25 protein-coding genes are annotated in these 21,828 nt (G+C 72.0%); 7 read left to right on the forward strand and 18 right to left on the reverse strand.

What is annotated here, in order from left to right; genetic code table 11:
- Positions 1-4: 4 nt before the first annotated feature.
- The 6 genes from H9L09_RS20720 to H9L09_RS20745 all read right to left on the reverse strand — a co-directional run bounded on the left by H9L09_RS20720 (position 5) and on the right by H9L09_RS20745 (position 4,894).
- A complete protein-coding gene (locus tag H9L09_RS20720; protein WP_187578658.1) occupies positions 5-235 on the reverse strand; it encodes a hypothetical protein in 231 nt (76 codons plus the stop codon).
- On the reverse strand, positions 232-528 hold the full coding sequence (locus H9L09_RS20725; protein ID WP_187578659.1) for a hypothetical protein: 297 nt from the start codon (positions 526-528) through the stop codon (positions 232-234). The genes H9L09_RS20720 and H9L09_RS20725 overlap by 4 nt, the downstream gene beginning before the upstream one ends.
- 78 nt (positions 529-606) lie before the next feature.
- Positions 607-948: a hypothetical protein gene (locus H9L09_RS20730; RefSeq protein WP_187578660.1), complete on the reverse strand. Its 342-nt coding sequence runs from the start codon at positions 946-948 to the stop codon at positions 607-609.
- Between the two features lie 118 nt (positions 949-1,066).
- Positions 1,067-3,688, reverse strand: a complete 2,622-nt coding sequence (locus H9L09_RS20735) for a winged helix-turn-helix domain-containing protein (protein ID WP_187578661.1) — start codon at positions 3,686-3,688, stop codon at positions 1,067-1,069.
- A gap of 326 nt (positions 3,689-4,014) precedes the next feature.
- Complete coding sequence (locus H9L09_RS20740) at positions 4,015-4,395, reverse strand: SHOCT domain-containing protein (RefSeq protein ID WP_187578662.1); 381 nt, start codon at positions 4,393-4,395, stop codon at positions 4,015-4,017.
- 88 nt (positions 4,396-4,483) lie between these two features.
- Complete coding sequence (locus H9L09_RS20745; RefSeq protein ID WP_187578663.1) at positions 4,484-4,894, reverse strand: hypothetical protein; 411 nt, start codon at positions 4,892-4,894, stop codon at positions 4,484-4,486.
- A gap of 173 nt (positions 4,895-5,067) precedes the next feature.
- On the opposite strand from H9L09_RS20745, the gene H9L09_RS20750 reads away from it, so the two are divergent.
- Positions 5,068-5,397 (forward strand): hypothetical protein, encoded by a 330-nt coding sequence (locus tag H9L09_RS20750; protein ID WP_187578664.1) that lies wholly within the window; start codon positions 5,068-5,070, stop codon positions 5,395-5,397.
- A 24-nt stretch (positions 5,398-5,421) separates the two neighbouring features.
- On the opposite strand, the gene H9L09_RS20755 is transcribed toward H9L09_RS20750, so the two are convergent.
- On the reverse strand, positions 5,422-5,931 hold the full coding sequence (locus tag H9L09_RS20755) for an RDD family protein (RefSeq protein ID WP_187578665.1): 510 nt from the start codon (positions 5,929-5,931) through the stop codon (positions 5,422-5,424).
- Entirely contained in the window at positions 5,918-6,781 is an 864-nt protein-coding gene (locus H9L09_RS20760) for a hypothetical protein (RefSeq protein WP_187578666.1), read from the reverse strand. The genes H9L09_RS20755 and H9L09_RS20760 overlap by 14 nt, the downstream gene beginning before the upstream one ends.
- Before the next feature lie 185 nt (positions 6,782-6,966).
- Here H9L09_RS20760 and H9L09_RS20765 point away from each other — a divergent pair, with 185 nt between their 5' ends.
- Positions 6,967-8,043, forward strand: coding sequence for a potassium channel family protein (locus tag H9L09_RS20765; protein ID WP_187578667.1), 1,077 nt, complete (start codon positions 6,967-6,969; stop codon positions 8,041-8,043).
- Positions 8,040-9,365 carry a DUF2254 family protein gene (locus H9L09_RS20770; protein WP_187578668.1) on the forward strand — a complete coding sequence of 442 codons (1,326 nt, stop codon included), beginning with the start codon at positions 8,040-8,042 and terminating at the stop codon, positions 9,363-9,365. Before H9L09_RS20765 ends, H9L09_RS20770 begins: the two co-directional genes overlap by 4 nt.
- Before the next feature lie 12 nt (positions 9,366-9,377).
- Here H9L09_RS20770 and H9L09_RS22575 read toward each other — a convergent pair whose 3' ends face one another.
- The 4 genes from H9L09_RS22575 to H9L09_RS20785 all read right to left on the reverse strand — a co-directional run bounded on the left by H9L09_RS22575 (position 9,378) and on the right by H9L09_RS20785 (position 12,087).
- The gene (locus tag H9L09_RS22575; protein WP_281390789.1) at positions 9,378-9,506 is read right to left on the reverse strand and encodes a hypothetical protein; all 129 of its coding nucleotides are present in this window, start codon (positions 9,504-9,506) and stop codon (positions 9,378-9,380) included.
- A complete protein-coding gene (locus H9L09_RS20775; RefSeq protein WP_187578669.1) occupies positions 9,503-10,351 on the reverse strand; it encodes an ATP-binding protein in 849 nt (282 codons plus the stop codon). Before H9L09_RS20775 ends, H9L09_RS22575 begins: the two co-directional genes overlap by 4 nt.
- Before the next feature lie 100 nt (positions 10,352-10,451).
- The gene (locus tag H9L09_RS20780; protein ID WP_223164148.1) at positions 10,452-11,330 is read right to left on the reverse strand and encodes an NAD(P)H-hydrate dehydratase; all 879 of its coding nucleotides are present in this window, start codon (positions 11,328-11,330) and stop codon (positions 10,452-10,454) included.
- Positions 11,323-12,087: a histidine phosphatase family protein gene (locus H9L09_RS20785; RefSeq protein WP_187578671.1), complete on the reverse strand. Its 765-nt coding sequence runs from the start codon at positions 12,085-12,087 to the stop codon at positions 11,323-11,325. The genes H9L09_RS20780 and H9L09_RS20785 overlap by 8 nt, the downstream gene beginning before the upstream one ends.
- Before the next feature lie 227 nt (positions 12,088-12,314).
- Between H9L09_RS20785 and H9L09_RS20790 the strand changes: the two genes are divergently transcribed.
- Complete coding sequence (locus H9L09_RS20790; RefSeq protein ID WP_246456146.1) at positions 12,315-12,836, forward strand: mycothiol transferase; 522 nt, start codon at positions 12,315-12,317, stop codon at positions 12,834-12,836.
- Positions 12,833-13,567 (forward strand): LysR substrate-binding domain-containing protein, encoded by a 735-nt coding sequence (locus tag H9L09_RS20795; protein WP_187578673.1) that lies wholly within the window; start codon positions 12,833-12,835, stop codon positions 13,565-13,567. The genes H9L09_RS20790 and H9L09_RS20795 overlap by 4 nt, the downstream gene beginning before the upstream one ends.
- 41 nt (positions 13,568-13,608) lie before the next feature.
- On the opposite strand, the gene H9L09_RS20800 is transcribed toward H9L09_RS20795, so the two are convergent.
- Positions 13,609-14,538 carry a universal stress protein gene (locus tag H9L09_RS20800; protein WP_187578674.1) on the reverse strand — a complete coding sequence of 310 codons (930 nt, stop codon included), beginning with the start codon at positions 14,536-14,538 and terminating at the stop codon, positions 13,609-13,611.
- Between the two features lie 315 nt (positions 14,539-14,853).
- Between H9L09_RS20800 and H9L09_RS20805 the strand changes: the two genes are divergently transcribed.
- On the forward strand, positions 14,854-16,629 hold the full coding sequence (locus tag H9L09_RS20805) for a BCCT family transporter (protein ID WP_187578675.1): 1,776 nt from the start codon (positions 14,854-14,856) through the stop codon (positions 16,627-16,629).
- A 119-nt stretch (positions 16,630-16,748) separates the two neighbouring features.
- Here H9L09_RS20805 and H9L09_RS20810 read toward each other — a convergent pair whose 3' ends face one another.
- The 5 genes from H9L09_RS20810 to H9L09_RS20830 form a co-directional block, all read right to left on the reverse strand.
- Positions 16,749-18,185: a GuaB1 family IMP dehydrogenase-related protein gene (locus tag H9L09_RS20810; RefSeq protein WP_187578676.1), complete on the reverse strand. Its 1,437-nt coding sequence runs from the start codon at positions 18,183-18,185 to the stop codon at positions 16,749-16,751.
- 48 nt (positions 18,186-18,233) lie between these two features.
- Positions 18,234-18,689 (reverse strand): peroxiredoxin, encoded by a 456-nt coding sequence (locus tag H9L09_RS20815; protein ID WP_187578677.1) that lies wholly within the window; start codon positions 18,687-18,689, stop codon positions 18,234-18,236.
- Positions 18,686-19,510 (reverse strand): DUF1295 domain-containing protein, encoded by an 825-nt coding sequence (locus tag H9L09_RS20820; protein WP_187578678.1) that lies wholly within the window; start codon positions 19,508-19,510, stop codon positions 18,686-18,688. Before H9L09_RS20820 ends, H9L09_RS20815 begins: the two co-directional genes overlap by 4 nt.
- Positions 19,510-20,814 (reverse strand): SAM-dependent methyltransferase, encoded by a 1,305-nt coding sequence (locus tag H9L09_RS20825; RefSeq protein ID WP_187578679.1) that lies wholly within the window; start codon positions 20,812-20,814, stop codon positions 19,510-19,512. Before H9L09_RS20825 ends, H9L09_RS20820 begins: the two co-directional genes overlap by 1 nt.
- Positions 20,815-20,897: 83 nt before the next feature.
- The gene (locus H9L09_RS20830; protein WP_187578680.1) at positions 20,898-21,275 is read right to left on the reverse strand and encodes an ankyrin repeat domain-containing protein; all 378 of its coding nucleotides are present in this window, start codon (positions 21,273-21,275) and stop codon (positions 20,898-20,900) included.
- A 97-nt stretch (positions 21,276-21,372) separates the two neighbouring features.
- Here H9L09_RS20830 and H9L09_RS20835 point away from each other — a divergent pair, with 97 nt between their 5' ends.
- Positions 21,373-21,828, forward strand: coding sequence for an RsbRD N-terminal domain-containing protein (locus H9L09_RS20835; protein ID WP_187578681.1), 456 nt, complete (start codon positions 21,373-21,375; stop codon positions 21,826-21,828).

The following is a 21,828-nucleotide window of genomic DNA, read 5'->3' on the forward strand; positions in this document are numbered from 1 at the left end:
CCGCTCACCTGGCCGGAACGCTCGAGATCTCGTCGATCTCGAGACCCTCGTTCTCGAGGAGTGCCACCAGCTCCGGCACGCCCGGCCCCGACGCGGCGGGGCGGACCCGCAGGATGGTCTGCTCGCGCAGCGTCGCGGTCACGCCGGGGCCGAGTGCGTGCGTCAGGACCGGCCCTAGTCGCCCCGCGATCGCGAGCTCGTAGACGAGCGCCCGTCCGGGCCGGCTGCGCGTCATGCGTGTGCGCTCCCGGGATCGGTGGGCCAGACGAGCGTGGGCGTCACGACCCGACGGACATCGATCACCTCGATCCCCTGGGACCTGAGCAGGTCCAGCGGAAGGTGCAGGCCGCCTGCGCGGCTGACACGCACCCGGAGCACCGTGCACAGCTCGTAGCCGACGTGGCAGACTCCCTCGATCTGGTCCAGGACGGCCGTCACGGGCACGAGACCGAGCACCCGCGCCTGGTAGGGCTGGTCGGGCTGGTCGGGCTGCTCGGGCTGCTCGGGCTGCTCGGTGTGGTCGGTCATAGCGGGTGCCTCCCGTGCGGAGGGTGGATCTCCAGCACACCGCGCCGGTGGGGCGACCACCTCCTCCGCAGCAGACGATTAGGCCGTGTCGCTCGAGGTCTGGGGATCGGTGAACGAGATCGGCTTGCCGGCGGCGTGGGCGTAGGCGATCTCCCTGCTCGTGGACTCGCCGACGTACCCACCTGGGTTGACGACCAGGACCCGGTCAGCCAGATCGATCTTGCGCAGGTGCAGAGCGGCCAGCGCGGTCTTCTGCTCGTTCGTGACCGACTCGTCTGCTTCATGACCTTCGGCGCGCCGAAACACGCCTGGCGCGACGACGATGACACCTGCGAAGGTCAGATCACGGTTCGCCGCGCTCATCTCGTCCACGAACCGGGTGGAGCCGCAGAGGCAGACGATCTCAGGTCGGTCGGGCACCGCTCAGTCCTTCGGCTCGCACGGGAGAACATCGGTGTGCGCGTAGACGGCACAAGGCCCACAGTCTAGGCAGCGCCACCACGCGGCTGCCTGGCGCTCCGGCGCATCAGGCTGCCGCTCAGGACCCCAGGATCCCGATCTCCCGGGCCCTTCTCACCGCAGCGTTGCGGCGGTTGACGCCGAGCTTGCGCAGTATGCTCCGCACGTGGGTCCGCACGGTGTTCACCGACACGAACATCTTCTCCGCGATCTCGTCGGTGGACAGGAGTGCCTCGAGGTGGCCGAGCACCTCGAGCTCGCGAGGAGTCAGCCGCTCGAGCACCTCGGGCCGGACCGGCTCGGCCGTCGATGGCGAAGCCGAGACCTTCGTCGCGGCCCGCGGACCCGGACCGGCGAACCAAGGCTGCTCGGCCAGCAGCCGGGGCTCGGAGGCGATCAGCTGCCGCACCGCCGGTGCCGCCTCGTGGAACGGACGACGTAGCTGCTCGCGGGACGCGAGCCGGAGAGCGCGGTCGAGGGTGCCGCGCGCCCGGTCGGGCGCCGAGGTCCGCAGCTCCGTCGCCACCTGGGCCAACAGCCTCGACACCTGGTCGGCCGGGGCGAGCGCCGTCTCCTCCACCTGGGCGAGGGAGAGCCTGGCAGCACTCGCGTCCCCCTGCTCCGCCTGTGCCTGCGCGAGCACGAGCGACCGGTCCGCGTGCGGGGTCGAGGTGACCGCCGCCAGCTCGTGCACCGCGGCCTGCGGCTTGGCCGCGCTCAGCAGGACCCGGGCCGCCTCGACCCGGAGGCCCTCGGCCAGCCACGAGTCGAGCGCGCTGAGCCGCGCAGAGGCTGTCTCGAGGCGTGCCAGCGCGGCGACCGGATGGCCGCTCGCCGCTTGGAGCCCGGCAGACACACTCTCGCCCAGGCAGAGCGAGACCCCGTCCTCCGCGTGGTCCACCCCGACTCTGACGGCCGTCACCTGCTCCTGGGAGGCGCGGAGGTCGTAGCGGTCCAGTGCGATCCGCGCCAGCGCCAGCCGTGCCACCAGGACCGGACTCCGTGCCACCCCGGGGGCCTCGGTGCGCCCCGCAAGGCTGATCGCCTCCTCGGCGCCCGCCCGGGCCCGGGAGAGCCGACCCTGCCAGGCCTCCACGACCGACTGGTAGGCCAGACACTCCGCACGGAAGCCGGGGTGCTGTGCCGCCGTACCGGTCCTCGAAGCCCCGGCGAGTGCTTGACGGGCCGGCTCCAGGTCCCCGCGTCGCAGTCGGGCGACACCCTTGCTGAGAAGGACCAGGGCTCGCATCTCCGCGCCTGCCGGCGGCAGGGCCCGCACCGGATCAGGTCGAAGCACCGCGTCCGCGGCATCGACCGCCGCGTTGGCGGCGTCGACCCCGTCGTGCCGACTCGCCCGCACCGCGTCGAGCATCCGCACGGTCTGCCACAACGGCGAGGTCGCCTCGGTCTCCGTCGACGGCTGCCGAGGGAGGCCGGCCAGCTCCTCGGCACACCGCAGGTGGTCTCCCGCGGCAAGCGCTACCGCTGCCCGGGCCGCGACCACCTCTGGGCGGACCAGCTCGGAGGGGAGCCGGCCGGCGAGCTCGGCCAGTGCGGAGCCCGGCCCTTCGACCAGCAACCGCCCCGTCAGCCGATCCTCGACGAGCTGGATGGCGAGCGAGTCCCACGCCCCCAGCCGGGCGAGCTGGATCAGGGACTCCACTGCATGTCCGCGCAGTCGCAACCACCGGGCGGTCCTGCGGTGCAGCTTCGTCCTGGCCCGGGGACTCTCGTAGGCGAGCTGTGCCCGGAGCAGGTCACGGAAGAAGGGGTAGTAGCGGTAGGAGCCCGGTTGGCCGGGAACCTCTTCGATGAAGGCGTTGGCCCGGGCCAGGTCCGCGAGGAGGTGCGGGGCCCGTGGTCCTCCGAGCTCCTCGGCGAGGCCGGCACAGAGGACGTCGGGCACGCAAGTGTCCAGCATGAGCCGCCGCACCTGGGGCGGGTGAGCGTCGAGCACCTCACCGACGAGGTACTCGTTGATGTCGTGGGTCTGGCTGACCACCTCAGCCACCCTCTCTTCCGCGTCCGGCCGGTCCACCAGAGCGCGACCTGCGAAGCGGAGGCCCGCCACCCAACCCTTGGTCCGGTCGTTGAGATCGCGCACCGCCGATGGGCTCAGGTGCACAGCCAGACGCGTCAACAGCTCCGCGGCCTCGTCGTCGTCGAAGGCGAGGTCGCTCACCCGGACCTCCACCAGCTGGTCCTCGAGCCGGTAGCGGTAGAGCGGCAGAACCGGATCCACCCGTCCGACCACCACCAGCCGTAGCCGGCCGAGGCTGTGTCGCAGCACGAAGTCCAGGTCGTGCGCGACGTCCAGGCTCGCGAGCTCGTAGCCGTCCAGCACGATCGTCAGCCGGCGGGGGGCCCGCGCCAGCCGGGTGGCGAGGCCGAGCAGCCAGTCGCGGTGGTCGGGCGCCGTGCCGTCGGTGCGACCGACCTCGCGCTCCACCGGCACCCCGAGCCGGTCCAGGCTGGCGAGAAGGTGCGCCCAGAGGTCGGTGTCCCCGTCCTCCAGGCTCACCCAGCCGGTCGACGACGCCGAGCCCGAGCAGCGCACCCACTCGGCGACCAACGTGGTCTTGCCCGTTCCGGCCGGGGCGCTCACCACGACCAGCGGCAGCGTCTCCGAGCGTCCGAGCACGGCCAGCAGGCGAGGCCGCCTGACGTGGGCCGAGGGCAGGTCCGGGATCTGGTACCGCACGCTCGGCAGGAGATCGTCCCCTGCCGGAATCGCAGAGGAGCTCGAGTACGACGACATGGCGCCCACCAGTACCTGTCTTTCAACCCCCGCGGATCCTTCTCTGTCGAGGGGGCGGCCCTTGTCCGTGCTGCCGCCACCCGTCTTCGAGGCTAGGGCGCCGAAAGACCCCCCGGACATGGCGAGACCGGGGGGTCCGTTTGGGGTCCTACGACCCGTAGCAGAGGCAGTGCGCGGACCGGTGGTCCAAGCCCAACAAGGCCGAGCGGCCCGAACCGGTCACGAAGGACAGAACCATCGTCACCGGGCGGGCCGCACATCGACAGGGCTCAGACCAGCGCCTTCTCCTTGAGACGGTCGTACTCCGCCTGTGAGATGACTCCGGCGTCGAGCATGGCCTTGGCCTCGGCGATCTGCTCGGTCGGCGCCTTCGAGCCGCCGGCGACCTCCTTGATGTAGGCGTCCTGCCGGGCCTTCGCCTCGAGCGCGCTGGCCTCGGCGCGCTCCGACATACCTCCTCCACGCGCCACCAGGTAGACCAGTGCCGTGATCAGCGGCAGGAAGATCAGGGCGACGATCCACACCGCTTTGACCACCCCTGACGTCTCCCGGTCGCGGAAGAGGTCGGTGATGATCGAGAACATCACCATGAGGTAGGCCACGAAGGCGAAACTGATGAAGATGAACCACACAATGTCCCAGAACGACATCCCAGGATCCTTTCGTAGGGTTTTCCTTCGCTCACGATGCACCGAGCCGGCGTGCCACCGCGTCGTCCCTGCGGGATGACCTTGTCGCTCAACAGGTGCCGCTGACGGCGTCGCCGAGCCGGGCGACCGACGAGCCGAGCGCCTTGACGTCGTCGCGCACCGCGGTGAGAGTCGCGGCGGAGGGAGTGCTGACCGCCGCCGTGAGGCTGGCCCCGAGCGCGTCGACGGCATCCCGGATCGCCGCAACCTCGGAGGAGTACTGGTCCGAGGCGTCGTCGGCCAGCTGCTGGAGGTCGGAGCGGATCGCCTCCAGCTGCTTCTGGAGCTGGGCCAGGCCGCCCTGGCCGATGTCGATGTTCTGCAGGTCCTGGATCGAGGATCGGAGAGAGTCCGTGTCGCTGCACACGGCCGGGTCTCCCCCACATGCGCTGGTTCCCGCGCCCAGGATCGTCATGATCGCCAGCCCGGCCAGCGCCCTTCTGCCTCTGCGGTGGTTCATGTGCCCATGTTGGGCGGCGCACCGGCCGCCGGTATCCCCCCCGGCGCATGATCCTCGTCGTGGCTGCGCGACCGCCCGGGCCCACCGGTCATCCGGTCCGGATGACGCGGCGGCCGTCGCAGTGGGCTGGGATGGAGGTCTGACCAGACGTTCGTGACGCAGAGGAGGCCGAGATGACCGCGGCCGATCCAAGCCCGTCCGATCGGTGGCCCGAGGTCGTGCCCCCGGGCGACGACGGCATGACCAGCGACCCCGAGGACCGGGTCTACGAGCTACGAGTGAGCGGCCTGGTGCCGCCCGAGCTCCTCTCCGAACGCCCGGCAGGCACCGAGGTCGTGGGGCACGAGGTGCGGACCGTGGTGTCCGGACGGTTCGAGGACCAGGCGGCCCTCCACGGCTTCCTCAACCGGCTCCGCGCCTTCGGGCTCGAGCTGCTCGAGATCCGGCGGGTCGCCGCCGCCGACGAGGACGACGAGGACGACGAGGATCCGGACCGACCATGACAGCCGGGAGGGCACGGCTGTCGGTCAGCCGACCCGTGGCTCCCCGGTCTGCCAGTCGTAGATCACCGACGTGCCCAGGATGATGTCCTGCACCGACCGGTTCCTCCGGTTGATCCCCACCCAGAGCAGCCCGATCGGGAACAGACCGCACAGCATCGCTCGCAGCAGGGCCCGGACGAACGCCGGGCTGGCTCCCCCGCCGTCGACCACCCGAAGGCCCATCACGAGGCAGCCGTAGCTGCGGCCGGAGGACCACCAGCTCAGCGTCAGGTACACGACCAGCACGACGAGTCCCAGCAGTGCGCTGGCGAACAGGCTGCCGCTCGGCATCCGGAAGCCGCGGGGATCGATCATGAACAGCAGCGCCGCCCAGCCGGCATAGGCTCCGGCCAGGATCAGGAAGGTCACCAGCGCGTCGATCGAGGCAGCGACCAGGCGGGTCACCAGGCCGGCCCGGCGTCCCTGGAACCCGCGTGCGGCCCGCGGGAGCGGGGACGGCCCACTCCTCGCCGCGCCCGCGTCAGGGCTGCTCATTGCGCGCCGGCTGCCCCCGGAAGAAGATCCGGTCGCGAGCACGAGCGATCGCTTCGTCGGCCGCGACGCCGCGCATCCGGGCGCCACGCACGGTGTCGGTGGCCATCGCACCCGAGGAGTCGCGGATGATCTCCGGCAGGTCGATCCCCTCCACCACCATCTCGGCCAGGGCCAGCAGCTGCTGCTCCTCCACGTGGGCGAGGACTGCCGCCACCACTCGGTCGAGGTCCACCCTGTCCAGCACCACGGAGGTCACATCGAGCCGGTTCACGACGGCGTCCACGTCCACTCGTCCCACCACCGCGTCCACGTCGAGCCGGTTCACGACGGCGTCCAGGTCCGCGCGCGCCACCACCGCGTCGACGTCCAGCCGGGCCGCGACCGCGTCCAGGTCCGCCCGCGCCACCACCGCGTCCACGTCCAACCGGGCCGCGACCGCGTCCACGTCCAACCGGGCTGCGACCGCGTCCAGGTCGACAGCTGCGACGACCGCGTCGAGGTCGACGTCGCGCACGAGGAGCTCGGTCAGCCGCCCTCTGCGGACCAGCTCGGCGAGCAGGCCGGGGAGCAGCACGTCGACCCGGCTCACGAGCTCGCGGACGAGCCGCTCCCGCAGCGTGGCGCCGGCACGATCCAGCGACAGGACGAGGCGTTCCGGCCGCCACCGCCGCGGCAGCACGGGTGCGCGCAGACCCCACCTCAGGAGCGGGCCGACGGCAGGGGTGAGGCGACGACTTGCCGACGAGACGGCCGTGAGCGTCGCTCCGCTCGCCCCCAGCAGCACGTTGGCAACCGTCTCACCGGCGACGACCGACCGACGAGAGGCGTCGGTCTGTTGCGTGCTGCTCACACCCTGATGCTCGTGCCTCGGGCTCGCGAACGCCTCGCCCCGCGCGGATGATCCCGGAGCGCCGTGAGCGGCCCCACAGGATTCGACCGGCGCATCACCGGGTACATGCGCTTACGCAACTGTTTGGGTGCGCGCTCTCAGAGGTGCGCGAGACGCGCTCCGCGGAGACGAGAGGGGACGACCGGGTGGACGACGTGCTGCCGGTGCTCGCCGGTGTCCTCGTCGTCTTCCTGGTTCTCTCCGACGTCTTCTTGACCGTGCTCTTCCCGGCCAGTGGTCACGGGCCGCTGCGGGAGCCACTGTCGCGATCGACCTGGCGCGCGATGGCGGTCGTGGCCCGCCGGCTGCCCCCGACCCGTCGTCGTGCCCTCCTCGCCTACAGCGGGCCGGTCCTCATCTCCGCGACCATCATCGTCTGGCTGACGCTGCTGGTCCTCGGGTGGGCGCTGGTCCTCCTGCCCGGCCTCGGCGGCGGCATCGTGGCCGCGACCGGCGAGACGGACACCGGCTTCGCCACCGCCGTCTATGTCAGCGGCTTCACGCTGACCACCCTGGGGACCGGCGACGTGGTGCCGGTCGCCGACGGCTACCGGCTGCTCACCGTGGTCGAGGCCGCGATCGGGTTCAGCGTCTTCACCCTCGCACTGACGTACTTCCTCTCCATCTACAGCGCGATCACGGCGCGGCGCACCTTCGCCTCGACACTGCACCAGCAGACCTTCGGCTCCGGGTCGGCCGCACTGCTGCTGATCGGGCTGGCCGACGACGGCGGCCTCCCGGGTGCGGAGCAGCAGCTGGCGTCGTTGGCAGGCTTCCTCACGCACACGTTCGAGACCCACAGCTCGTACCCGGTGCTGCGGTACTTCCACTACCGTCACGACCGCTACGCCCTCCCGCGGGTGCTGCTTATCGCCTTGGAGACCGCGGCGCTGGTCCGGACCTCCCTGTGCCCGCGGCGCTACCGCAGCCTGATCCGGTCCGCGGGCCTCCACCAGCTGGAGTCCGCCGCGATGCAGCTCCTGGACGAGCTCATCCCCGAGGCGCACCCCGGTGCCGTCGACGACGAGCAGCGTCGGGCCTGGGAGGAACGCTTCCACCGGTCGAGGAGCGCGCTCGCCCGGGCAGGCCTGGAGGTGGTGGACGACGAGGACCGGGGGGCCCGGGAGTACGTCGCCCGCCGGGCCGACTGGGACAACTCGCTACGAGCGCTGGCGCACGCCGGCGTCTACGACTGGGACAGGATCGAGGCATCGCCGACATGAGCCAGCACCGCAACCGTGCAGAGGTCTCGCAACGGACCGGGCGCCTCGCCCTGCGCGCGGTCCGGGAGTTCGCCTTCGTGCCGAGCATCGTGGTGGCGGCCTTCATCGTCCTCGCGGTGATCGCGATCCTTGCCGACCAGACCCACCTGGCCCTGTTCGACGGACTGCGCAGCCTGTTCGGAACCGTCATCGGCGCCGACGCCTCCACGGCCGCGCTGCAGTCGATCGCCACCGGGCTGCTGACCGTCACCTCGATCACCTTCTCGGTGCTGCTGCTGGCGGTCCAGCAGACGGCGTCCAACTTGTCACCGGTCGTCTTCGACCAGTTCGTGCGACGGCGGATCAACCAGCTGTTGCTCGGCTTCTTCGTCGGGCTCTCCCTGTTCGCCTACGTCGTGATGGTGGCCGTGAAGGACTCCATGCCTCCCATCGTGGGCGCCGGGATCGCCACGGTGCTGACCGTCGTGGGCATGCTGCTGCTGCTGGTGCTGGTCTACGTCACCGTCGACCAGATGCGCCCCTCGAACGTCGTCCGGCAGATCCACGACCGCACCCTGGCTGCCCGCGACGCGCAGCGACCTCTGCGGGAGCGGACCCGACGCTGCGCCGGGTCGGACCAGACGGTCCGAGCGACCTGCCACTCGGTGCTGACCGGCTACGTCACCGCGATCGACCTGGACCGGCTGGAGGCGGCCCTCGCGGACGCCCCCGACGCAGAGATCCGGCTGGAGGTCCAGCTCGGTGGCGGCATCACGTACGGCGACGTGATCGCCACCGTCGCCGACGGTGACACCGCCACCGCGGAGCGCCTGGCCGACGCCGTGAGCGACTCGGTCGTCATCGACCGCCGCCGCGACATCGACCGGGACGCCACCACCGGGGTGCACGAGCTCGTGAACATCGCCTGGACCAGCGGCTCCACCTCGAAGCAGAGCCCGGAGGTGGCACTCGAAGGGCTCGACATGCTCAGGGACCTCGCTTCCCGGTGGATGGCGGACCCGCAGCCGGACGGGCCCTCGGAAGGGACACTGGCAGTCGTGTACCGCGACGACGACCTCGACCAGGTGATGCAAGCGCTGTTCTCGTTGATGGTGGTCGCGCACGAGTCGCACCAGCACCTGACGGCGGCGCGGGTCCTCGACGCCTACCGGTCACTGCTCGGGCGCGCGGAGCCCGGGCTGCGTGACCGCATGCTGGAGGACATCGAGCGGATGCAGGACCTGCTGGAGCAGCTTCCGTCCTCGGGAATGCTGGAGAAGTCGCGCGCCGACCTCGCCGCGGCCGTGCGATCGGCCGGCGGCCGGCAGCGGGCCGGCGCCTGACCCCCGGTCGGGTCAGACCTCTCGGGGCGGCGCGTAACGGTGCCCCGGGACGAACTCCTCGACGTCGGGGCGGGTGAGCTCGACGACCACCCGGCAACCCGGGTCGCCGACCGCGATCCGCTCCTCCAGGAGCACGGTCACCGGCTCGCCGGTGTTGCGGGCCGCGATCCCCCGAACACGCTCGAGGTCATCCGGCACAGCGACGGCGCCCGGCGCACGGCCTCACCGAAGGGACAACGGGTGTTCCCGAGCACGATGCGCTCCTCGGAGACGTCGATGACGTAGAACCCGCCGTCGATCGCGTGCTTGAGCCGCACGTAGCAGGCGGCCATCTGCTCGGGGGTCATCGTGCCGACGATCCGCTCCGCGACGCGGAACTCCTCCTCCATCTGACCGCCGACGTCGGCGCCGACCTGCGCGACCGCGGCTTCCGCCGCGTCGGGGCCGTGCTGGAACTCCAACGTCTGGGCCATCTGCACGACCAGAGCGCGCAGGAACGTCTCGCGGCCGAAGCCACCCTCGGCCTGTGCCTCGTCCACGCTGGGAAGGCTGCCGGTGGTGCGTCGCGGTGGGTCGTAGCTCGCCTCCGGCCTGCGCACCACCGGGAGCGTCACCGAGACGCGCATGCCGGAGGTCGCACGCTGGACGGCCTGCATCGCCGGGGCGAGGTGGTTGATCAGGAACAGCCCGCGCCCGGACTCCTGCAGCGGGTCGATGTCGCGGCCGTCCGCCTCGACCACCTGCGCAGGGTCGAAGCCCGGTCCCAGGTCGCTGACGGTGAGCACGGGCGAGCTGGCCTGCCAGGCGAGGGTCACCCAGACCGGGCCGGCCGCGTGCCGGGCGGTGTTGCCGAGAAGCTCGCTGACCACCAGCTCCGCGTCATCGATCTCGCCCCCGGTGGCAGCATGGCGTCGCAGGTAATCGGCCACCTCGCGTCGCAACGCCGACACGGCGCCGGCGTCGTCGCCGTCCAGATACCAGTCCACCGGGTCATTGTGCTCCCTGCGCCCTGAAAACGGCTGCTTGGGGGCGGACACGCCGCACGCCGGCTGCCGGCGCCGCCAGAACTGCCGGCGGCAGGCGGGGTCAGCCCGTCAGGCCGGCCAGGAGTCCGGGGGCCCGGCACGGGATCTCCCGGGCCAGGAAGCCGATCGGTCCCACGTCGGCGGCCAGCCGGTCACCGGCCGCCCCGTGCAGGAACGCGCCCCAGACCGCGGCCTGGGCCGGATCGGCGCCGCGGGCGAGCAAGCCGGTGACGAAGCCGGCCTGTACGTCGCCGGAGCCGGCCACGCCGAGACCGGGTCCTCCGGCGAGCACCTGCCAGAGCTGACCCTGCGGCGTCGCCACGACCTTGCGGCTGCCACCGCAGACGACCACCGCTCGCAGCCGCTTCGCCAGCTCGACGGTCGTCGCCTCCTGGTCGCGCTCGACCTCCTCGTCGTCGACGTGCAACGTCCTGGCGAGCTCGCCCGGGTTGACGGTCACCACGCACCGTCCGTCGAGGTGGTGCAGGCCCTCCGGGTTCTCGGTCAGGTAGGCAGAGCCCAGCGCGTCGACGACGACCGTCGAGGACAGCTGTGGCACCAGCGCTCCAAGCAGCGCCTGCGCCGTCGCCGGGGTCTGGATGCCGGGCCCGAGCAGGGCCACCTCCGCGTCCCGGGCGAGCTCGACGAGGCGGTCGACGTCCTCGGTGGTCAGCTCGCCCTCGTCGTCCTCGGCGAGCGCCATCACGAGCGCCTCGGGCACGGCCGGCCCGACCTGGCTGGTGACGGTGCGTGCCGTGGCCACCTGCAGCTTGCCGCCGCCCACCCGGAGAGCCGCCTCACCGGCGAGCACCACCGCTCCCGCCGTCCGGCCGCTGCCGCCGACCACGAGGACGACCCCTCGTGCCTCCTTGTCCGAACCTGGCTCGGGCAGCTGCCAGCCGCGCAGCAGCTCGGGCGTCACGGTCGTCGGCTCAGCCACCGCTCTCACCGCCACGACCCTCGCGTCGCCCGGACGGCTCGTTGGTGACGTCGGCCTCGGTGTCCTCGAGGACGGAGGCGTCGGCGAACCGTTCGAGGACGAGCCCGGCGCCGTCGTGCCGGTAGGTGGTCAGCGAGCAGTTCGCGATGTCAGAGGACTTGTCGATGTCGAGCAGCTCCTGCTCGGTGAGCCCCTCCAGCACGTAGCGGAAGCTCATGATCACGGCCTGGTGGGTGAACATCCACACCCGGGCGTCCTGGTGGCCGTGCCGGAGGTCCTGCAGCAGCGAGCGGACCCGCAGCACCACGTCGGCCCAGCTCTCCCCCGACGGCGGCTGGTAGTAGAACTTGCCCACCCGGCTCCGCCGCTCCGCCTCGCCGGCGTACTCGGTCCGGATGCCCTGGCCGGTGAGCCCGTCGAACAGGCCGAGGTCGCGCTCGCGCAGCCGCTCGTCCAGCACCACCTCGATGCCCAGCTCGGACATCACCTCGGTGGCGGTGCGGAAGGCGCGTTCGTAGGGGGAGCTGACGACCAGGGTCGGCCGCTCGTGGCCCGTGAGCCACCGCCCCAGTGCCTGGGCCTGCTCGTAGCCGGTGTCGGAGAGCTTCACGTCGGCGTCGCGCGCCTTGAGGTCGAGGCGGTCGGCGCCGGCGTCCCGGGCAGCCGCGTCCGCCAGGTTGCCGAGGCTCTGGCCGTGCCGCGCCAGGGTCAGCTCGCGAGGACCGTCATGGAGTCCGACCAGCCGGGCGGGTGCCATCGTGTCCTCCTGGATCTCGATCCTGCGTCTTCATGCTCGCACCGGGCGCGAGGCTCGGAGCTCGTCTCTCCCAGCCCGGTACCCCACGGGCCTCGAGGCTCAAACCCTGCGCGGACCGGTCCCCCGTGCCGCGTGGTGCCGCGAAGGCGCCGGTGTCCTGCCGCCGGGTGGTGGAGCCGCGGACCGGCTGGTTCACTGGTGCGGAACCGTTCGAGAGGGAGAGACCTGTGACCAGTGCTGCCACCGACCTGCTCATCGATGCCCTCGACCGGGTCCGGGAGGGGGTCCACGAGGTCGTCGACGGGCTCGACCGGGGCCAGCTCGCCGCACGGGTCGACGACGGCGCCAACTCGATCGCGTGGCTCGTCTGGCACCTCACCCGGATCGAGGACGACCACGTCGCCGGCGTCGCCGGCACCGACCAGGTCTGGCACACGGAGGGTTGGTACGACCGCTTCGGGCTGCCGCTCCCCCGCCACGACCACGGCTACGGGCACACCGCCGAGCAGGTGGCCTCCGTGGTCGTCGAGCCGGACCTCCTGCTCGGTTACCACGATGCGACCCACGCGGCCGCGGTCGCCTACCTGCGGACCCTCGAGGACGCCGAGATGAGCCGTGTGGTGGACACGCGCTGGGACCCGCCGGTGACGCTGGCGGTGCGGCTGGTGAGCGTGGTCAACGACTGCACGCAGCACGTCGGCCAGGCCGCGTTCGCCCGCGGAATCCTGCAACGACGTACCCAGGGGTGAGCGTGCACCCCGCCTTCACCGTCGCCTTCGTCCCGGGCGTCACTCCGGACAAGTGGGTACGGCGGTGGGCCGACCGGCACCCGGACCGCCCCCTGCGGGTCCGCCAGGTCGAGGTGCCGGAGCAGCTCGACGTGGTGCGGGACGGGCACGCCTCGATGGCGTTCGTCCGCGACCTGTCCCGGCCGGACGACCTGCACCTGATCCCGCTCTACGAGGAGGTGCCGGTGGCGGTGGTCCACCACGAGCACCCTGCGGCCGCCTTCGACGAGATCGACCTCGACGACCTCGTCGACGAGCCGTTGTTCCTCGACCCGGACATCCCCGCCTGGCGGGACCTGGCCCCCGACCTGACCGGCGGCTCCCGTCCGACGCTGCCACCGATGACCCTGCGTCAGGCGGTCGAGACGGTCGGCGCCGGCACCGGCGTGGTGGTGACGGTGCTGTCGGTGGCCAGGCTCCACCAGCGCAAGGACGTGGTGGCGGTCCCGCTGCTGGGGCTGCCCGGCTCGGCGGTGGGGCTCGCGTGGCGGCGCGCGGACGACGACGACCGGCTCGAGACGTTCGTCGGCATCGTCCGCGGGCGGACCGAGCGCAGCTCCCGCGGCGAGGGGGCCGCCGCAGCACCGGAGCAGCCCCCTGCGAAGCCGGAGCCTCGGCGGTCGTCGGCGCGTACGTCGTCGCCGGCTCGAACCGGACGGTCGGGCCGGTCCGGCCGCTCCCGCCGCCGGTAGGTGCGGCCACGGGAACGGGGACCCGGCCTCCAGTGCTGCGCTCAGCTCCCCGTCGTGGTGAGCCGGAGCGTCGCAGCGTCCTCGCCCTCGGCCGCGTGGTGGATCGGGACGACCTCCACGGGGCAGTGGGTCTCGCGAATCAGGGTCCGGGTGACGGAGCCGAGGTAGAAGCCCAGCGGTGCGCCGCGGCTGTGCCGGCCCACCAGCATCAGGTCCGCGCGCGCCGAGGCCTCCACCAGCGCCGCCGCCGGAGGCTCGTGGCGGATGTCCGCCTCCACGTGCACCTCGGGGTAGCGCAGGCGCAGGTCGGCCATCGACTGCTCGAGCCGGCGGGAGGCCTCCCGCTGCCACTCCTCACCGTGGGTGCGCGCGGTGATGATGTCGTCGTAGGGACTCGGCAGCTTCCACGCGTGCAGGACGGTCAGGCGCGACCGGCGCCGGGCAGCGGTGCTGAACGCCGTCTCCAGCGGCTCGCCCGGGTGGTCGACGTCCTCCACCCCCACCAGCACGCACGAATGGGGGCTCGTGGGCTCCCAGTCCGCGGGCACGCAGACCACCGGGCAGTGCGCGCGCAGGGCGACGCCACTGGTGGTCGAGGCGGTCAGCACCCGTTGGACGGCGCTGCGGCGTCGATGACCCAGCACCACCGTCCGGGCCTGGTCGCTGAGCTGGACCATGAAGTGCACCCGCGAGCCGATCCGCATCGTCTCCTCGATGTCCAGGGAGCGCTCCGCCAGCTGGTCGGCGCTGCGGTGCGCGACGCGCAGGATCCGGCGTCCGGTCTCCTCGAGAGTCTCGGAGCCGACCAGAGGCAGCATCGGCGTCATCGGCACCACCTCGGGCACCGCGTGCGCCAGCACGAGCTTGCAGTCGTGGCGCCGCGCCTCGGCGACGGCGTACGCGAGCGCCTTCATGCTCTCCTCGCTGCCGTCGATGCCGACGACGACGGGCAGCTGCCCTCCAGTGGTCATGGTCCGCACCTTCCTCCTGGTCCCACTGTGACCCTGGGTCGGAGCCGGGTCAGGGGCCTGCGGTCCCCGCCGGGCGGGCCGGAGGACCCGAAACCGCCAGCCTCCGCCAGCCTCGCCGAAGCACGCCGGTGCCCGCACCGCGAACACACCCGCCGAACCGCCCGGAGCGCCCGAATCATGTGAAATGCCTCGCACCACGAGGCATCGGACACGTCTGTCGGTTCGACATCGGCACCCGGACTCTGGTGTGGTCGTGGGGCCCAGTGACCAACCGACGGAACGGAGGAGCGCCGCCCACCCGCGGCGTGAACCTGAGTGAGCATCGACACCCGCCCCGAGAGCCGGACCCCCGACGGGTCCACCCCACCGACAGACGGGCCGAGCCCCCACCCCGCCCTCGAGCCGACTGCGACCGAGGCGGTCGCGCACGGCACCAAGATCGACAACGTCGTCTTCGGCGTCACGGCAGTGATCGCGCTGGCCTTCGTCGCGTGGGGCTTCCTGTCCACCGATTCCCTCGGCAGCGCCTCCGACAGCGCGCTGACCTGGACGGTGCACAACATGGGCTGGATGTTCGTCGTCCTCGCCTCTGCGTTCGTCGTCTTCGTCATCTGGCTGGCCGCCGGCCGCTTCGGCAACATCCCGCTCGGCCGTGACGACGAGGAGCCGGAGTTCCGGACCAGCTCGTGGATCGCGATGATGTTCAGCGCCGGCATGGGGATCGGCCTGATGTTCTACGGCGTGTCCGAGCCGGTGTCGCACTTCGTCACCCCGCCTCCGGGCACCGGCGAGGCCGGTGCCCCGGGCGCGGTGCAGACCGCGATGGCCACCACGCTGTTCCACTGGACGTTGCACCCGTGGGCGATCTACGCCGTGGTCGGCATCGCGATCGCCTACGGCGTCTTCCGCCGCGGTCGCACCCAGCTGATCTCCTCGGCCTTCGCGCCGCTGATCGGCGAGCGGCGCGCCGCCGGCACCGCGGGCCGGGTCATCGACATCCTGGCCATCTTCGCGACCCTCTTCGGGTCTGCGGCCTCACTGGGCCTCGGCGCGCTGCAGATCGGCAGCGGCCTGGAGATCGTCACCGGCATCGGCGAGATCGGCAACGGCGTGCTCGTCGGCGTCATCGCCCTCCTCACGATCGCGTTCATCTTCTCCGCGGTCTCCGGGGTGGCCAAGGGCATCCAGTGGCTGTCCAACATCAACATGGTGCTCGCGATCGCGTTGGCGGCGTTCGTCTTCGTGGTGGGCCCGACGGTCTTCATCCTCAACCTCGTGCCCACCGCGGTCGGCAGCTACTTCCAGGACCTGGCGATGATGTCGGCGCGGACCGACGCCGCCGGCGGCGACGGGATGGCGGAGTGGCTCGCGGGCTGGACGGTCTTCTACTGGGCCTGGTGGCTGTCGTGGACGCCGTTCGTCGGCATGTTCATCGCCCGGATCTCCCGCGGCCGCACCATCCGTCAGTTCGTCACCGGCGTGCTGCTCGTGCCGAGCGTGGTGAGCCTGGTCTGGTTCGCGATCTTCGGCGGTGCCGGCATCCACGCCCAGCAGAACGGCACCGACATCGCCGGCGCCGCCTCGCCCGAGGCGCAGCTGTTCAGCCTGCTCGACACCATGCCGATGGCCACGGTGACCAGCGTGCTGGTGATGGTGCTGGTGGCGATCTTCTTCGTCTCCGGCGCGGACGCCGCCTCGATCGTGATGGGCACGCTGTCGCAGCGTGGCACCCTCGAGCCGAGCCGTCTCAACGTCGTCTTCTGGGGAGTCGTCACGGGTGCTGTGGCTGCGGTCATGCTGCTCGTCGGTGGGGACTCCGCGCTGACCGGGCTGCAGAACATCACGATCGTCGCCGCACTGCCGTTCGCCGTGGTGATGATCGGCCTGGCGTGGGCACTGGTGAAGGACTTGCGAAGCGACCCGCTGATGGTGCGCCGACGCTACGCCCAGGCGGCCGTGGAGAAGGCCGTGGTCGCCGGTGCCACCGAGCACGGTGACGACTTCGCGCTGACGGTCGAGCACGCAGACGAGCCACTGCTCACCGAGGGCGACACCAGGCCCAGCGAGTCCTCGGGCATCGCTCGCGACTGACGCGCGGCCGCCACGGCCGCCACGGCCGCCTGCGCATCCGGTGGCCGCGCGTCCGGCCGGACGGGCTGCCGCTCCCCTAGGGAGCGGCAGCCTGTCGCACGCTCAGCCGGCGGCGCGGCTCACCAGCCGGTCGGCAGCGGCCGTCCCTCGTGGAACCCTGCAGCCGACTGGATCCCGATGACGGCGTTCTGGTGCAGCTCCTCCAGCGAGCGGGCGCCGGCGTAGGTGCAGGCCGAGCGGACACCGGCGCAGATCTGGTCGATCAGGTCCTCGACCCCGGGGCGGTCGCGCTCGAGGTACATCCGGCTCGAGGAGATGCCCTCCTCGTAGAGGCCCTTGCGGGCCCGGTCGAAGGCGGTGTCGGTGCTCGTGCGCAGGGCGACCGCACGCGCGGACGCCATCCCGAAGGACTCCTTGTAGGCCCGGCCGTCGGCGTCGACGTGGAGGTCGCCCGGCGACTCGTGGGTGCCGGCGAACCAGGAGCCGATCATCACCGAGGACGCGCCGGCGGCCAGCGCCAGCGCCACGTCGCGGGGGTAGCGCACTCCCCCGTCGGCCCAGACGTGCCGGCCGAGCTCGCGGGCGGTGGCCGAGCACTCCAGCACCGCGGAGAACTGCGGTCGGCCGACCCCGGTCATCATCCGGGTGGTGCACATGGCGCCCGGACCGACGCCCACCTTGACGATGTCGGCGCCGGCGTCGACCAGCTCGCGCACACCCTCCTCGGACACCACGTTGCCGGCGGCGACCGGCACCGTCGGCGAGGTCTTGCGGACCGCGCGCAGTGCCTCCACCATCCGGTCCTGGTGGCCGTGCGCGGTGTCGACGACGAGGACGTCCGCGCCGGCCTCCACCAGCGCGGCGGCCTTGGCCGCGACGTCGCCGTTCACTCCGACCGCGGCGGCGACCCGAAGCCGGCCCTGCCCGTCCACGGCCGGTTCGTAGAGCGTGGACCGCAGCGCCGCGGTGCGGGTGAGCACGCCGCGCAGCCGGCCGTCCGCGGCGACCACCGGAGCGACCCGGCGGCGCGCCGAGTCGAGCAGGTCGAAGGCCGCACGCGGGTCGACGGTGTCGGGAAGGGTGAGCGGGTTGACCGACATGACCTGGTGCACCTGGGTGAACCGGTCCACCGACCGGCAGTCGTCCTCGGTGACCACCCCGACGACGCGGCCCTCCTCCACGACGAAGGCGGCACGGTGGGCGCGCTTGGGGATCAGCGCCATCGCGTCGCTGACGGTCTGGTGCGGCTCCAGCGTGATCGCCGTGTCGAAGACCAGGTGCCGCCGCTTCACCCAGGAGATCACCTCGGCGACGACGGGGATCGGGATGTCCTGCGGGACCACCGCGACTCCCCCGCGCCGCGCGACGGTCTCGGCCATCCGGCGGCCCGAGACGGCGGTCATGTTCGAGACCACCAGCGGGATCGTCGTGCCGGAGCCGTCGGAGGTGGACAGGTCCACGTCGTAGCGGGAGGCGACGTCCGAGCGCCGCGGCACCATGAAGACGTCGTTGTAGGTCAGGTCGTAGCCGGGCCCCGGCTCGTTCACGAAACGCACGGGGACCACTGTCCTACACCGGCGGCCGTGGTCCCAACTCGGTGATGATCAGCCCTCGCGCAGCGCCGCCAGTGCCTGGTCGGCGTGCACGTCCATGCTCAGCTCGCTGGCGACCACCTTGCGGATGGTGCGGTCGGGGTCGATCACGAAGGTGGCCCGCTTGACCGGGGTGATCAGCCGCCGCCGTACGCCGTAGGCCACGGCCACCTCGCCGGACTCGTCGGAGAGCAGCGGATAGTCGAACCCGTGGAGGTCCGTGAACTGCTTCTGCCGGGCGACCGGGTCGGTGCTGATGCCGAGGCGCTGGGCGCCGGCCTCCTTGAACTCGGTGGCCAGGTCCCGGAAGTGGCAGGCCTCCTTGGTGCAGCCGCCGGTCATCGCGCCGGGGTAGAAGAACAGCACGACGGGGCCGTCCTGGAGCCGCTCGCTGAGCCGCACCGGACGTCCGTTCTCGTCCGGGAGCTCGAAGTCGGGCGCCTGCGCGCCGTCGGTGAGGGTCTTCATCCGCGGTCCTCTCCGGGAGTCCGTGACTTGGGCGGCAGCGGGAAGAACCCGCTGGTGCGGTTGACGTAGTCCACGTAGCCGGGCCGTCGGGACGCCATGTCCTTCTCCAGCAGCGGCTTGCCGGTGCCCTTCGCGAGCAACCACGTCATGAGCACCGGCGACAGCAGCGTCAGGATCCCCGGCCAGGCGCTGAAGGCGATCAGCGACAGCCCCCACCAGACGCAGGCATCGCCGAAGTAGTTCGGGTGACGCGTGTAGCGCCACAGCCCGGTGTCGAGCACCTGCCCCTTCGAGGCGGGGTCGTTGCGGAACCGGTCCAGCTGGTAGTCGCCCCCGGCCTCGAAGAACAGACCGACGGCCCAGACGGCGACACCGACCCACACCAGCCAGGACGTGCCCGATGTCTCGAACGAGCCGACCTGGACCGGCAGCGAGACGAACCACATGATCGCGCCCTGGGTGAGGTAGACCGTGCGCAGGGCGTAGAGCTGCGGGTTGCCGGGCGCCTTCGCCATCAGCTCCGCGTAGCGCGGGTCCTCCCCCTTGCCCCGGGAGCGCCGCCAGATGTGCCAGGCCAGCCGGCACCCCCAGACCGCGGTGAGCACCAGCAGCAGCCAGCGGCGTACGTCGTCGCCCTCACCGGCCGAGGCCAGGAAGGAGACCAGCGCGATGGCGACGAAGCCGAGGCCCCAGGCGACGTCGACGACGGCCTGCTTGCCGACCCGCAGCGCGACCAGGAACGTCGTGCCGAGCACCACGACCACGGCGAGGGCGGTGAACGGGAGGGAGCGGGCGAGGGCGGCCCAGTCGTAGTCGGCCATCAGAGCTCCCGCACGCGCGGCAGCCCGCTGCTGCCGTCCGGCAACGGCTTGACCATCAGGATCTGGTCGACGCCCATCCGGCCCTCCTCGAAGGCCAGCGCGCCGCCCACCAGGTACAGCCGCCACACCCGGGCGACCTCCTCGCCGACGAGCCCGACGACCCGGTCCCAGTTCTCCTCGAAGGTGGCGTACCACGCGTCGACGGTCCACACGTAGTGCTCGCGCAGCGCGTGCACGTCGCGGACCTCCAGGCCGGCCTGCTCGATGAGGTCGACGGTCTCCCCGACCGGACGCATGTGCATGTCCGGGGCGATGAACGCCTCGATGAAGGGCCCGCCGCCGGGGCGGGTGGTCCGCGACATCTGCTGGACCAGCGCCCGACCGCCCTCGCGCAGCAGCCGGTGGATGCCGCCGGTGAAGACCGGGTAGTTCTTCTCGCCGACGTGCTCGCCCATCTCGATCGAGGAGATCGTGTCGAAGGGGCCGTCGGCGACGTCGCGGTAGTCCTGCAGCCGGATCTCGACCCGGTCGGCGAGGCCCCGCTCGGCGATCCGCTGGTCGATGAAGGCCTTCTGCTCCGCCGCGATGGTGACGCCGACGACCTGCACGCCGTACTGCTCCGCCGCGTGCAGCGAGAGCGATCCCCAGCCGCAGCCGATGTCGAGGTGCCGGTGGCCGGGCTTTGCCCGGTCGAGGCCGAGCTTGCGGCAGACCAGGTCGAGCTTGTCCCGCTGGGCGTCCTCGAGGGTGTAGTCCGGGGCGTCGCTGGTGAAGTAGGCGCACGAGTAGGCCATGTGCGGGTCCAGGATCAGCGCGTAGAACTCGTTGGAGAGGTCGTAGTGGTGCGAGATCGCCTGCCGGTCCCGCAGCGCGGAGTGCAGCCTTCCGCGCAGCCTCGCCTGGCTGGACGGGGGCGCCGGCGGCAGGCCGAGCGCCCCGAGGCGTACGGCGGTGCGCAGCCCGGCCGCGACGGTGGCCGGGGACAGCTTCGGGGAGGCCCCCCGCTCGCGGACCGCCTGCCAGACCCGTCGGAAGCCGTCCAGCAGGTCGCCCTCGACGTCGATCTCGCCGGTGACGTAGGCCTGGGCGAGCCCGAGCTCCCCGGGGTGGAAGAGCAGACGGCGCAGCGCACCGGCGTCGCGGAGCACCACCACCGGGACCCCGTCGGGGCCGGCCTCGCTGCCGTCCCAGGCGCGGATCCGCACCGGCAGCTCGCCGGCGAAGAGGGGCGTGACCACCGCCGCCAGCTGGTCGGCGGCACCGGAGACCCGGGAGGCGTTCGTGGGTGCGGTGGTGAGCGTCATCGGGTCCTTCCCCGGTCGGGTGCGGTGGTCACGCAGAGGCGTTCGTCGCCCGGTGACCGCTGGATGGGTGGTCTCGTCATGGCTCATGGCAACAGGTCCGCCCGGCCGAACATGGCCGCCGTCTGGCGCGCCGACGGCGTCCCGGCGCCCGGGTCGGCGCCGGCGGCGAGGAGGGCCTGCACGACCGCGCCCTCCCCCTTGAACACGGCGCCCGCGAGCGGGGTCTGGCCGCGGTCGTTGGGCCGGTCCACCGCCGCACCCCGTGCGGCCAGGGCGAGCACCGTGTCGGCCTGCCCGTGGTAGGCGGCGAGCATCAGCAGCGTGTTGCCGGCCGCGTCGGTGAGGTCCACCGGCACCCCGGCGTCGACGTAGGCAGCGAGCCGTTCGGCGTCTCCCGCCCGGGCCAGGTCGAACATCTGGTGGGCCAGCTCGACCAGCTGCTCCTCGGAGGCATCGGACATGAGTGAAGTGTTGCAAAGTCTGTCTGGCTGCTCACGTCCCCGGGCGAGGACCGCGCCTCGGTGGCACCATGGCAGCGGAGGGGGAGAGGAGCTCTCGATGGATCTGGACAGCCTGCTCTCGGAGTCGGAGGCCGCCGTGCTCGACGAGGCCTACACCGCACTCCACCATGCGCACCTGGCCCACTACGAGGCAGCGGGCGAGCACCTCACCCGGCAGCGCCTCGCCGACCTCTTCGAGCTGGTCGCGTCCGCCATCCGCAGCCGGGACCTCGCTGCGCTGAGCGCCTACACCGAGAAGCTCGCCGAGGAGCGGTTCGGCGAGGGCTTCGACATCTCCGAGGTGCAGGCCGCGTTCAACGCCCTCGAGCTGGCCCTGTGGCGCCGCGTGGTCGCCGCCGCGCCGCCCGGCGAGCTCGCCGAGGCGATCGGGCTGATGTCCACCGTCGTGGGCTACGGCAAGGACACCCTCGCCCGCACCTACGTCTCGCTCGCCTCCCAGCGGCACGTGCCGTCGCTGGACCTGTCGGCGCTGTTCGCCGGCGTGGAGTCCTGA

The sequence above is a fragment of the Nocardioides mesophilus genome (assembly GCF_014395785.1).
GTDB classification, from domain to species: Bacteria; Actinomycetota; Actinomycetes; order Propionibacteriales; family Nocardioidaceae; genus Nocardioides_B; species Nocardioides_B mesophilus.